This window comes from Polynucleobacter arcticus (assembly GCF_013307205.1).
Classification (GTDB): Bacteria; Pseudomonadota; Gammaproteobacteria; order Burkholderiales; family Burkholderiaceae; genus Polynucleobacter; species Polynucleobacter arcticus.
The window spans coordinates 338,902-351,776 of record NZ_CP028940.1; the positions used below are offsets into that span (position 1 = coordinate 338,902).

The 12,875-nt window shown below is 45.7% G+C and carries 10 protein-coding genes, 1 tRNA gene and 1 pseudogene; 8 read left to right on the top strand and 4 right to left on the bottom strand.

Annotation, left to right across the window (positions count from 1 at the left end):
* Window positions 1-54 precede the first annotated feature (54 nt).
* From dusA to DN92_RS01900, 4 genes are all read left to right on the top strand, one after another.
* A complete protein-coding gene (dusA, locus tag DN92_RS01885; protein ID WP_254598318.1) occupies window positions 55-1,137 on the top strand; it encodes a tRNA dihydrouridine(20/20a) synthase DusA in 1,083 nt (360 codons plus the stop codon).
* 64 nt (window positions 1,138-1,201) lie between these two features.
* Window positions 1,202-1,277 (top strand) — tRNA-His (locus DN92_RS01890).
* 346 nt (window positions 1,278-1,623) lie between these two features.
* Window positions 1,624-1,902, top strand: a complete 279-nt coding sequence (locus tag DN92_RS01895) for a BrnT family toxin (RefSeq protein WP_173959656.1) — start codon at window positions 1,624-1,626, stop codon at window positions 1,900-1,902.
* Between the two features lie 11 nt (window positions 1,903-1,913).
* Window positions 1,914-2,123, top strand: a complete 210-nt coding sequence (locus tag DN92_RS01900; protein WP_068949841.1) for a BrnA antitoxin family protein — start codon at window positions 1,914-1,916, stop codon at window positions 2,121-2,123.
* Window positions 2,124-2,577: 454 nt separating this feature from the next.
* Here the strand turns inward: DN92_RS01900 and pgaB are convergent, their stop codons facing one another.
* Both pgaB and DN92_RS01910 read right to left on the bottom strand, forming a co-directional pair.
* Complete coding sequence (gene pgaB, locus DN92_RS01905; RefSeq protein WP_173959657.1) at window positions 2,578-4,458, bottom strand: poly-beta-1,6-N-acetyl-D-glucosamine N-deacetylase PgaB; 1,881 nt, start codon at window positions 4,456-4,458, stop codon at window positions 2,578-2,580.
* A 39-nt stretch (window positions 4,459-4,497) separates the two neighbouring features.
* Window positions 4,498-6,897, bottom strand: a complete 2,400-nt coding sequence (locus tag DN92_RS01910; protein WP_173959658.1) for a PgaA family protein — start codon at window positions 6,895-6,897, stop codon at window positions 4,498-4,500.
* A 244-nt stretch (window positions 6,898-7,141) separates the two neighbouring features.
* Here DN92_RS01910 and pgaC point away from each other — a divergent pair, with 244 nt between their 5' ends.
* The 4 genes from pgaC to DN92_RS01930 all read left to right on the top strand — a co-directional run bounded on the left by pgaC (window position 7,142) and on the right by DN92_RS01930 (window position 11,039).
* On the top strand, window positions 7,142-8,335 hold the full coding sequence (gene pgaC / locus DN92_RS01915; RefSeq protein WP_173959659.1) for a poly-beta-1,6-N-acetyl-D-glucosamine synthase: 1,194 nt from the start codon (window positions 7,142-7,144) through the stop codon (window positions 8,333-8,335).
* Window positions 8,332-8,832: a poly-beta-1,6-N-acetyl-D-glucosamine biosynthesis protein PgaD gene (gene pgaD, locus DN92_RS01920; protein ID WP_173959660.1), complete on the top strand. Its 501-nt coding sequence runs from the start codon at window positions 8,332-8,334 to the stop codon at window positions 8,830-8,832. Before pgaC ends, pgaD begins: the two co-directional genes overlap by 4 nt.
* A gap of 92 nt (window positions 8,833-8,924) precedes the next feature.
* Entirely contained in the window at window positions 8,925-9,710 is a 786-nt protein-coding gene (locus DN92_RS01925) for a formylglycine-generating enzyme family protein (RefSeq protein ID WP_173959661.1), read from the top strand.
* Window positions 9,711-9,713: 3 nt separating this feature from the next.
* Window positions 9,714-11,039 (top strand): ATP-dependent DNA helicase, encoded by a 1,326-nt coding sequence (locus DN92_RS01930; protein WP_173959662.1) that lies wholly within the window; start codon window positions 9,714-9,716, stop codon window positions 11,037-11,039.
* A 6-nt stretch (window positions 11,040-11,045) separates the two neighbouring features.
* Here the strand turns inward: DN92_RS01930 and DN92_RS01935 are convergent, their stop codons facing one another.
* Window positions 11,046-12,635: a gamma-glutamyltransferase family protein gene (locus DN92_RS01935; RefSeq protein ID WP_173959663.1), complete on the bottom strand. Its 1,590-nt coding sequence runs from the start codon at window positions 12,633-12,635 to the stop codon at window positions 11,046-11,048.
* 49 nt (window positions 12,636-12,684) lie between these two features.
* Window positions 12,685-12,875, bottom strand: a pseudogene (locus DN92_RS01940) (tripartite tricarboxylate transporter substrate-binding protein); the annotation flags it as partial.

A 12,875-nucleotide genomic window follows, 5' to 3' on the forward strand; every position in this document is an offset into this window, starting at 1 on the left:
TGAGCTAAAACAAACTAAAATAATCAGTAATACCTTATTGATAAAAAAGCGTCTGTGGAAAATAAAGATCATAAAAGACTGGCCGTTGCTCCAATGATGGAATGGACCGACCGTCACTGCCGGTCTTTTCATCGCAATCTCACTAAAAATGCTGTTCTGTATACCGAGATGGTGACTACAGGTGCGCTCATTCATGGGGATGTGCCACGCCACTTAGATTTTTCTCAAGATCAACATCCCGTCGTATTGCAGCTGGGTGGCTCGGAGCCGACTGATTTGGCTAAAGCTGCAGTGTTGGCTCAGCAGTGGGGCTATGATGAAATTGACCTTAATTGCGGATGCCCATCTGAGCGTGTCCAGCGGGGAGCCTTTGGTGCCTGCCTGATGGCTGAGCCCGTATTAGTGGCGGATTGCGTTAAAGCCATGAAGAGCACAGTGGATATCCCTATCTCTGTAAAGCATCGCCTGGGCTTAGACACCATGGATGCTGCAAACTCTGAAAAAGACTATCAATTTGCACTGAACTTTATATTGGCTGTGGCGGATGCGGGCGCTAGCCAGGTCACCATTCATGCGCGTAATGCGGTACTGAAGGGTTTATCCCCTAAAGAGAATCGCACTAAGCCGCCACTGCGTTATGAAGTGGCTGCAAAGCTTCGCCTTGATGCCCAAAAACAATTTCCTCACCTCAAAGTTCTGCTCAATGGTGGTTTAGAAACCAACGAGCAAATCGCTGGCCATTGGGATGACTTTGATGGCTTTATGGTGGGAAGGGCGGCTTATCATTTTCCAGCGATGCTGTTGGGCTGGGATGACTTAATGCATTCAAATGGAGAAGCTGCTGGCTATCTCTTTAGTGAGACTGAATGGCATCGTATTCAGATTGCCTTAGTGAAACAAGTGCAGGCTTGGTATGAGGAATGTCGCTCCAAAGACAAGCCTTTTTATATTGGTGCATTTACTCGTCATATTCTAGGCTTAGCCCATGGCAGGGCAGGCTCCCGTTACTGGCGCCAGCGCCTTTCAGACCACCATGCGCTAGCTAAGGTGCAGAGCAAGGCCGCCATTGTCGACTTCTTCTTAGACGCCAGTCTCACCCTAGGTGATTGGGCTGCTTTTGAGTTTGATGATGCTTAAACCCTTGATCTATGGCTTTTTTGACAGGGTTTTGGTCCAAAAGCTATAATCTAAGTCTTCAGTGGCGGACGTAGCTCAGTTGGTAGAGTCCCAGATTGTGATTCTGGTTGTCGCGGGTTCGAGCCCCGTCGTTCGCCCCACATCCTATATGGCTCTTAAGGTTTTTAGAGGCCTTAAAGGGGTTCCAAAAAAGTAACCACTTGGTTACTTTTCTCATTTAAGTTCAGATAAGCCTCATTTCAAGCGCTCAGGATCATATTTTCTTGCGCGACAACCAGATAGCGATACTTATGTTTCGCATCTAATCAGGTTGATGCAAGTCGGAATATTAAAAGACTGGTTGGCGTCAATCGGCCTCAAGTTACCAAATTCAGTAATACCCTACTTATGCAGAGTATTTGCTTTTGCTTTTTGTGGATAAGATTATTTTATTGTGAATTATTCAACCCAGTTGCTTGTTCTTATATTTATATGTACAATGTACATATGACTTCATTGAAATTTGAATGGGAGCCCCGAAAAGCCTCGGCTAACCTGAAAAAGCACGGCGTTTCGTTTGAAGAAGCAAAATCTGTGTTTTCTGATGAGGGTGCCAAATTAATTTCCGATCCCGATCATTCGGAGGATGAAGACAGATTTATTTTGCTAGGCGTAAGCCACGCTCTTAGGACAATTTTGGTTTGCCATTGTTATCGAAGTGAAGGTAATGCCATTCGTATTATTTCGGCTCGTAAGGCGACGCCTAAAGAGTCAAAAGCTTATTAAAGGTGATGAACATGCGTAAAGAATATGATTTCTCAAAAGCTCGTAAAAATCCATATGCTTCTATGCTCAAGAAGCCTATTACGATTCGTTTAGACGAAGATTCTGTTAGCTACTTTAAGTCCGTGTCAGAAGAAGTGGGCATTCCTTATCAAAGCCTCATTAATCTCTATTTGCGTGATTGTGCGGCATCTCATAAGAAGTTAAACCTAAGTTGGAAGTAGTTTGGAGGTGGGGTTAAATATCCCGAGCCCTGGTCGATGGCAGTTGTTGGTCGCTGTTGAAATCTTAAAATAGACTCCTTCAGCTTGCTCAAGAGAATTTATCTTTTCATGGTTACCAAGGTCTGCAACCCCTGATTTTATTGGGTTGATAAATTGAAAAAGTAACCATGAACCACCTTGTTAGCCATATATCTCTTGATATAAGCCCTCAGATTGTGATTCTGGTTGTGGCGGGTTCGAGCCCCGTCGTTCGCCCCACAAGATATTAAAAAGGCTCCCATCTGAACTTACCCACAAAAGTTGGACGCTAAATCCAACTCAAGGGGGTCAGTTCACATCCGGAGCCTTTTTTCTTAGGACTTGTTTTTCTAGCACTACGGGTAGATTCTGCTGCTATCTATGCGCCCAATGTTCTGGATTGGCAGAACTACACTTCCTATGTAAGGAACGCCATTTATTGAAGCGTTGCTTTTGTAGACAGTTCTCGTTTCAATATTTCTATATTGGGATGATTTGTAAACTGATCATCTGGATAGTATCCAAAATTGAAAATTCCCCGCACACGCATTGAGCGCATCCAGCTGGCTAATTCTTTTGTAGGAATAGATTTATTCGTTCTCCAGTCCTTTGCCTGAAATTCATAAAGTAGTTTTTTACTGGCTTTTGGAAAGATCTGAGTCTTATCAACCAAGTTGCTGATCCATTGCATTGGATTGCTCGCATTTTCCATATACGGCATTGCCATTAACGCTACCCAATTGAAGTGCTCTAGGCCATTCGGTATCGATTGCGCAAACCATTCTTCAGAGTTTGGATTGAGCGCTACCTCGGCATAGTAGTTTCGGGCAAGACTAATCGGTTTGCGATAGTTTTGAGCTGCATCTCTCATGTCCAGAGAGAACTGGGTAAGGGCTTGAGTTTTTCCTTTGTACCATCTTTCATTGAATTCTGGATTTTGAGTAATTGCCTCAATATTGGGAGGCAATCCCCAGTTTTTTGCGTAGTACTCTAATGCAGCAGGACTTGCATCTTCTTTGTCTGAGAGCGTTGCATCATCGTGGATCAGAATGCCTTCAAAGTTAGCATAGCGGCCGAGATCGGTATAGATGCCCTGAATGAACTTCCGTGAACGCTCTGAGAAGGGACTTAGCCTGAAATAGCCAATCCCTTTGCTGCCATCAACCGACGTCACTACATCTAGCTCCCGCAACTTCTCGGGACCCGGATCAAAGGCCAAAAGTGGCATCCAAGCAAACACTTTCACGCCAGCTCGAGTTTTGAGTTGCCAACTGACTCTGCCGAATAGATCAGCCTTCACTGGCATAAAGCCATTTTTAAAGTACAGACTCTTGGCAACCCCGCTTGCATCATCATCCGAAAAGGCTTGGAGGTAAACGGTATTGACCCCAGAAGCCAGAACACGTTCAATCAAAGTCCCTAGATTTTTTTCTTGTTGAATAGGATCTTGGTCATAAACATAATCCAGATCCACATGCATCACACGTTCTAGTGATGGTGGAAAGTCTCTTAAGTTAGCAACAAAATCATCAATCTCCGGATTGTTGATTAAGTAAATTCGCCGTATGCTATCCACTGGTTGTAGATCAAGGTTTTCACCATCATCCAATGTAATGGCCACCTCCATGCCCAGATCTTTGGCCATGGTTTGCGCTACCTGGTTATACCTACCGTAGGGCCAAACAATAATTCTTGGTGCAGAACCGGTCTGTTTTTTTATCCAAGCATTATTTTTTATTAAGTCAGATTTAATTCGGTTTAAGTATTGCGCTTCAGTTTCATATTGTTGCGTGGTCTTGTTGTATTCGAATGTAATGAGGGCGGGCATCGTATTACCTTCAGCATTCGCTAACACGCCATGATGTAAATCATAGGTATGAGAGGCTATTTCTACTAAACCACTGCGGGAGATCTCTTGTAGCTCTTTAAGGGACAGGAATTTTGATCGAGGCACCAGTTTGTCGGCATACAGAACGGTGCCGTTTTCCGGCACCTCAAGCCAAGAGCCAACAATCGCAAGGGTAGCTGGGTATTGAAAAGCCCTGAGAAGGGGCAAGACGTAAGTGTAAAAACTCTTATATCCATCATCAAAGGTCAGGACAATGGATTTCTCAGGCAGGGGAGCGCCTGTTTTCTTAGCATTTAGCACATCCTGAATGGAAATGACCTTGTAATCATTTGCCTTCAGCCAAGAAAAATAGTTAATCAGGTTGTCTGTGGTGACATCATCGAGTTCAGAAGCGGCATTCTTTTCAGGAACAATGTCATGAAAGCTTAGTACCTTGAAGTTGGATTGACCCCAAGCAAGATTGCTCATGAGAGCGAGTATGCAAAGAAGGTATTTGAATGTTTTCATTTAGAAGCGCGATTCAAAGTTAAGGTAGCCGGTGATATAGCTTGATTTTGCGCCATTAAAAGGGAAACTGGTTTTGCCAACGCCCCAGCTCAGCGTTCTTTTATCCCCAACATTGAAATCCTGACCGTAGCCATAGTTATTCATGGGCAGAGTGCTGTAGTTAGCTTGCGTAACGACGCCATAGGATCCATAGAAGCGATGCCAGAAATCATATTTCTTAGTTGCGATATCGCGCCATTGCAAGAGTCTAAAATTGAGGGTGCTTGAATACTCGGTTTGATTGACTGGCGAGAAGTAGCTCACATTGGAATTGCTGTTTTGTTGATTCCCAATCCAAGCAGAAACATCAATCTTATAGTTGTACTGAGTAAAAAGACGCTGACTGGCTGTGCCAAATATTTGTTGACGGTTGTTGCTTGGTAATACCCAGTAACGATATCCGACGGCTGCATTTCTGGTGTCACCATCTTTCCATTTAAGATCGAGCCCCCCAACATTGCCGCCGTAAGTGGCATACAAAGAGCCTGGAAAGAGGTAAAACGCATTTCTCTCATACGATGCGCCAACTGCCCAATTGTCATTTAAGGTCTGCGTACCTTCAATGCGAGCATACCCGGCGCTACCTACCTCTACCTCGGCTTCTTGATTGATGCCTGTATATTTGACCCCACCACCAACCCCTTGATCAGTTACCGGTATTGCTGGTCCACTGTTTAAATCGCGATACCTGGCAAAGCCCCTGAAATTTTCGTTAATAGGAGCGCTATAGACTCTCAAATCGCTGGTGCGGTTATTGTTCTTTTGGCTTCCGTAGTCACCATTACCCAAAACAAAATTACCAGTAACGTAACCCTCTTGGTAGATATCTAGCCTTTCAGCAGCATTTTTGACGGCGGTGATATCAGCATAGCCAGGCTTTAATTCATTCACGGTAGAAATGAAGGTAGAAATATCGCCTTGGCTCATTCGAGAATTGGCATAGCCAATTCTAGCCTCTACATCTTGGGGATCTTGCTTGGCGGCTATCTCGTAGTAGTCTGCAGCGGCCCGGTGCATTCCCTCTGATTCCTTCAGGCTGCCAGCCGTTTTGAGCATGTCTGCATTCGATGGGATGCTGCTGAGTAGGGGTGCAAGCTTTTGATTTGCTGCTTGATATCTCTCTTGATATGCCTCGAAGCTCACTGCCTCAATGATTGCGCTGGTGTAATCAAAGTCACGCTTGGGTAAATATTTAGGACGTGCCCTTAGTTGCGCAGTTAATTGATCTAAAAAAGGTTTTGCATTAGAAAATTGATCTTGATCCACCATATTGAAATACAGGGCCTCAAGAACATCTAAATCTTTTGGGTTCTGAGCGTAGAGTTGTCGCAAAATCACTTCTGCTTTGGCAAACTCGTGCTTGGCGCTGTAACTGCTTGCTGCAGCTGATTGAGCGTAATTCGGCACCGTAACCCCATCATTTAGCAACTGTTGATACGTTTCTAGCGCCTTGTCCCATTGCTTTCTTCTGCTGTAAGCAACAATAAAGTCACATTGAATCGCGATTACTTGATCCTTGGGCGCATCTATAGACTTCGCGTATTGCAGTGCCTCTGTTAAGGTCTTCAGACCAGCATCTGTGGAATTAAAGCGATTTGGTGCAACTGCAGAGTCTGCTGCAGCCCAACGCAGATCAACGGCTCCAGAGTCATGGACGGCCCGTAATTTTTGATTATTGCTTGCACTCCAGCCTTGCTTATTGATCAAATTGAGAGCGAGGTGGGGGATGCCCATATCTAACAATACTTGAATGATCTGCTGTTGCGTTTCTGGATTACGCGGCTTAATCTGATTAATATCCTCGTAAATCTGGAGTGCTGCAAAACGCTCACCTACATCTTGGAGAGCTCCAGCCCTCAGCTCCCAGGCAGAGATGCTTTTGGGATAGTCCTTTAAAAATCGCTCACTCCAGTACAACGCTGCGTTCAATTCTTTTTTATCTCGAGCTAGAGCAGTCATCCTTAACTCGATAGCCTCATTCTTGCCCTGAATTTTGAGAATAGACTTTACGAAGGCATCTGTAATGGAAAATTCTTGAGTATTGGCGTAGCAGGAAAAGATAGCATCCTGAACGTAGCTAGGCGCTTTTGCTGCATAGTTACTATTACTGACAGCGATGACATCATCACAAAGCTTTGCGCTGCTAGCCACCGCTATGTAATCCGACTTATAGCGCTCAATGCCTGGGTTGGAAATCATGAGTGATTTCAGTATTGCAGCTGATTCAATATATCGAGCTGACTTATTGAGTTCTAATGCCTTTTCGTATTGCTCCTCAGCTGGCAAAGCATACCCAGATAATGAGTTTACAAAGAGTAGGGCGCCGACGAAGAGGCTAAGATGAAGATTTTTGTACCCCATAAGTGCTTAATAAGGCTTAATTATTCACATTATTGATGTAAGTACAGAATACTATCTTTATTGCTAGAATTAATCAAAATCTGATAATCAATTTTTTAGAGAAAAAAATCAACCTGCCTCTATATTTTCATCCTGGCTTAATTCGAGCTCAATTCACCGGATTGCTATTTAAGGCCCAATTGTGGATGCTCTAAAAACAATACCCTCCATTATTTTTAGTTTTTGTTTCCTTTATCCACTCTTTATGAGTTGGGTGTGGGTAACATCTGGCGTTTTTTACTGGTTTCGCTATGAGCGCAAGAATTCCAATCCAAATCAGCTGCCTACATTAAGTTCTTTTCCTAGAATTGCCTTAATTGCCCCTTTTTATAATGAATCACCTAGTGCGGAAGAAACTCTTCGCAATCTCTTGGATCAAAATTACCCTAATTTTGAAGTCATTGCAGTAAATGATTGCAGCATGGATTTGACCGGGGAAATTTTGAATCGACTGGCACGTGAACACAGTAACTTGCGGGTTATTCACAACGCTGAAAATCAAGGGAAAGCAGTCTCTTTAACGGCTGCTGCATTATTAACCGATGCCGAATTTTTACTTTGCATTGATGGGGATTCTCTACTAGACCATAACGCTGCTCGCTGGATGCTGAGTCAATTTCTTACCAGTAGTCGGGTAGGTGCAGTTACGGGTAACCCACGTATTCGGACTCGCTCTTCTGTATTGGGAAAGATTCAGGTTGGAGAATTTTCATCCATTATTGGATTAATTAAACGCGCACAAAGAACCTACGGGCGATTATTTACCGTATCTGGGGTTTGTGTCATGTTCCGTAAATCCGCCTTAGAGGATGTTGGTTTTTGGTCTAGCGAAACTCTGACGGAAGATATCGATATCAGCTGGAAACTCCAAATTCGGCATTGGGAGGTTCGGTTTGAGCCAGCAGCCACCTGCTGGATTCTGATGCCGGAAACCATTAAGGGGCTTTGGAGTCAAAGGCTTCGATGGGCAACAGGAGGGGCGCAGGCCATTCTGAAGTTTTCAGATATGTGGTTCGATTGGAAAAGTCGCCGCATGTGGCCCATCTTTTTTGAATACATCTTAAGTTTATTGTGGTCTTATGCGATGCTGGCAACTATCCTTATTTACTGCCTACATTTTTTCTTTGCCCTACCGGATTTTATTAATGTCCAATCGCTTACCCCGCAGTGGACGGGTGTGCTCGTTGCAGTGACATCGATGACTCAAATTGCTGTAGCGATGTTTATTGATTCTCGATATGACTATCAAATTTGGCGCAATTATTTTTTCACTATTTGGTATCCAATTGCATTTTGGATCTTATGTATGGCCACTACCGTCGTTGCTTTTCCACGTGCTCTATTAAGAAGTGGCAGCAAGCGTGGCCGATGGAATAGTCCTGATAGGGGCTTGCAATGAAGAATATGCCGGTACACATTCGGGTGACCTTATTAGGGGGTCGCCCCTTAATATTTGCACATGCACGTCAAGATTCTAAAACTGAGTGGGCCATCTCTTTGCTCATTGATGCGGTAGGGTGGGGTATCTGGCTGTACCTCTGGAAGATTATGATCACTTCTATCGCTTGGTATTTTGGTATTCAGTTGGCCTATCAAGAATGGGGCGGCAGCAGCTTAAATCAGTTGCTCGAATTTATTTATGCGGTAGCCCTATATGGTGTTGGCCTATGTTTCGCAGCATGGGTCTGGGCGCTTCAAGATATTTGGAGGTTCCGAACCGAAAAGCGACGAGCGGATACTAGCTTCCCATCAATAGAAGAGGATTGCTTGTGGACAAGCTTTAAGCCACCAGAACTTCAAGAAGCCAGATCCCAAAAGATACTCATGTGTACATACAGTCCTGGAGGCGAACTGATCTCAGCCAAGCCCTTCAAGCGGCACACCGAGCGAAATTAGCTGGTAGAAAACAGGTCTATGTAGAGCGGAATTGTTCATTCGTCATTAAAATGCTCTTTCTCCCTTAGTCCTCCCTTTTAAGTATCCGTAATATGAAAAAATTTGACTTTCTCTCCATTGTTTTTGGCCTACTTCTATCAGTAGTTGCACTGTATTTCATGTTGAGACCTTCAACTGCCGCTAGTGCTCCGGTATCTACCATCCCTGTAGTGAAGGTAGGCAATACCTCTTGGGACCAAACCGAGATGACGATTGCTGATATGAAAACGTTTGCGACTGCCACCGGCTTTGTAAGCCAGGCTGAGAAAAACGGCGGCGGCCTCAATTACGAATCTGGTTTTGTTAAGAAATCCGGATGGACCTGGAAAACCCCTTACGGCGTTCCTGCAAAAGATGCGGAGCCAGCAGTGCATCTCAATCAATCTGAAGCCGCATCCGCCTGTCGTTATTTTGGCAAACGTTTGCCTACGGAGGCTGAGTGGATTTCTGCGGCATTTGTAGAGCAACGTGCTAATCCACCAGCAGGCTTCGTTAAAGGTGAGCGTTATCCATTTCCTGGTGGTAGTACGCCAGCGGTTTCTCATTGCTTAAGTGGTTGTGGTGACTACAAAGGTGTCGCACCAGTTGGTGCACTAAACCGAGGTACTGGTCATGTCCCTACGGGCACTACCAAGCCCGGTGTCAATGGCCTACTAGATATGGGTGGCAATGTGTGGGAATGGACTGCTACTGAGCGCAATGGCGGCTACATTACTCGTGGTGCATCTTGGTGGTATGGCCCTGATAGACAAAAAGAATCTGATGTCGAGTCCAAGCCTGCTGATATTGGTGTGGTGTACATCGGGTTTCGGTGTGTGGCCGACGCCGTGAAACAATAGGGAATGACCAATTCTGTAGTTGACCCGTCCGCCATTGAGATCACCCCTGAATATCAGGAGGTAATCGACGCGATCGAGCGTCATGACCCTTATATTTTTGTGAGTGGTAAAGCAGGTACGGGGAAGACAACCCTCATTGGTTATCTCAGAGAGCATATTCACGGTAATGTCGTCGTCGTGGCGCCAACTGGCGTAGCTGCACTACAAGTGAAGGGTGTCACAATTCATTCCTTCTTTCGCTTGCCGCCGCGCTTGATCTTCCCAGAAGAGGATATCAAGCCTCTAAAAGATAAGCGTCTTTATAAAGATATCCGCCTCCTCATCATTGATGAGATTTCGATGGTGAGGGTGGATGTAATTGATGCGATTGATTTATTTCTGCGCGCTAACGGACCTCAGAAGAGCGAGCCCTTCGGTGGCATTCAGGTAATGTTTGTGGGGGACTTGTTTCAGTTGCCTCCCGTAGTTTCCAATACTGACATGCAAGTCCTCTCAGAGCGTGGTTACGAAGGTCCTTATTTCTTTTGCGCCAATGCGCTGCATCGTAAAGATGTCACGATGGTGGAGCTGTCTAAAATCTTCCGCCAAAAGGATGCCCACTTTGCCGGCTTACTCAATCAGATCCGCATTAATCAAGACATTGACGAAGCGCTGGATACTTTAAATGCCGTCTGCTATGAAACCAAAAAAGAGATCGATGAACAAACGATTACTTTGACTACGACCAATGCCCGTGCCGATCAAATTAATGGCGCTGGGTTGCGCGCATTAACTACGGATGCCAAGATTTACACTGGTAATAGCACGGGTAAATTTAATGTGGATGACCGCAACCTACCATCGCCTAACCACCTTACCTTGAAGGTAGGCGCAAAGGTGATGTTTACGGCAACCGATAGCAATTTCCCGAAGCGCTGGGTCAATGGCACTATCGGCGTAGTCCGAGAGTTGCTTCCTAATAGCGTGAAGGTGATGGTACAAAACGGTCCTTACTCCAATACCGTTGAAGTCAAAGGGTATCAGTGGGAATCTTATCGCTACGATCACGACATGATGTCGGGCAGAATCTCACCAAACGTGATTGGTACTTTTGTACAGATACCCTTAATGCTAGCTTGGGCTGTCACGATTCATAAGAGTCAAGGCAAGACACTCGATAAGATCAAGGTCGACCTCTCCTCTGGGGCATTTGCTTCAGGGCAGGTATATGTCGCCTTGAGTCGCTGCACCTCTATCGAGGGCATTACTCTTGAGCGCCCTATACAGCCCAAGGATGTGAGTTGTGACCAAGAGGTGAAACGTTTTTATCTGAACTGCTTGCCTGGCTAAATTTCCTTAAAAGCCAGCTGCCAATCCATCGCGACGATGATCGCTACCAGCGATATAAGCATCCTTAGTTTCTTCGCCTAATAATGCAATGGCTTGAGCACTACCAAAGTCCAAGCTATTGGCCGGCATAATCGTTATCTCATGCCCCATCGCTTTTAAGCCTTCGACAACCATCGCTGGCATAGAGGCTTCAACAGTGAGCTTGCCCAAGTCATCAATTCTCCAGCGGGGTGCGTCGGAGCATGCTTGTGGATTGAGATACTCATCAACAAAGCGCATCACAAACTGAAGATGTCCTTGTGGTTGCATATTGCCGCCCATCACACCAAATGCCATAGTAGGCTGATTACCCTTAGTTAGGAAGGCCGGAATGATGGTGTGGAAAGGGCGCTTACCTGGAGCTACTTGATTCGGGTGACCGTCTTCTAAGTTAAAACTCATACCGCGGTTGTGGAAGGCAATACCACCAGGAGCAACCACGCCAGAACCAAAGCCCTTAAAGTTCGACTGAATATAAGAAATCATCATGCCGGAATCATCAGCGGCGCAAAGGTACACGGTACCACCAGCGTGTGGGTCTCCAGCACCATAACTACCTGCTTGATTATGGTTAATCAGTGCGGCGCGACTAGCTAAATAGCCCCTATCCAATAGAGCACTCGTCGGCACTTTCATCGTGCTGGCATCAGAGACGTGAGCGTAAGCATCAGCAAAAGCCATACGCATGGCTTCTACTTGTAGATGAATGCGCTGCGCCGAGTTAGCGGGATATTGCTTAACATTGGCTGCTTGCAAAATGCCGAGCGCCATTTGCGCGGCGATACCGGAGCCATTCGGGGGAATCTCATGTAGGGTGTAATCACCATAATCAAAGGCTAATGGCTCAACCCATTCCGTTTGATTGGCCGCAAAATCCGCCATCGTAAAACAGCCACCCGTGCTTTGAGCAAAGTCGACCATGCTCTGCGCTAACTTACCGGTGTAAAAAGATTCACCTTCTGTATTGGCGATCTCACGCAAGGTATTGGCTTGAGCAGGGTAGCGCCAAAGTTGACCTGCATTAGGGGCCTTGCCCTCAATCAGAAACGATTCACTAAAACCAGGTTGATTCTTCAGAATAGGAATCGCTTCACGCCATTGACGTGCAATTACCGGTGAGACCGGAAATCCATTTTCTGCGTAATCAATCGCCCGTTTAAAAAGCTGTGCAAATGGCAGCTTGCCAAATTTGCGAGACAACTCGATCCATCCTGAGACCACGCCGGGCACCGTTACGGTATTCCAGCCAATCAGATCCATCGTCGCTTTGCCAGCAAAATAGTCCGGCGTCCAAACTGCAGGTGCACGACCAGAGGCATTCATACCATGCAGTTTTTTGCCATCCCAAATCAATGCAAAGCCATCGCCACCAATGCCATTCATGGTCGGCTCTACGACGGTCAGAGTAATCGCAGTGGCTAGGGCGGCATCCACCGCATTGCCACCGTTTTGCAAAGCTTCAATACCGGCTTGTGTAGCCAACGGCTGTGAGCTAGCAACGGCATTCTTGGCAAGGACTGGGGCGCGGGCGCCGCCAAAGGGGGGAGAAATCAGCATGGATCGAATGGGTTCTTTAGAAGGAGGATAGAGATGGATGCAGTATTGATTAATCGATCTTAATATTTGCTGATTTAACGGCCTTAGCCCATTTGTCTTTCTCAGTCAGAGTAAGCGCAGCGAGTTGTTCAGAGTTTGCAAACTGAGGGTGGATTCCTTGAGTTGCTAAGCGCGCCTTGAAGTCAGGGTTAGTCAAAATCTTCCGAATTTCTCTTTCCAGCTTCGCAACAATGGCGGGTG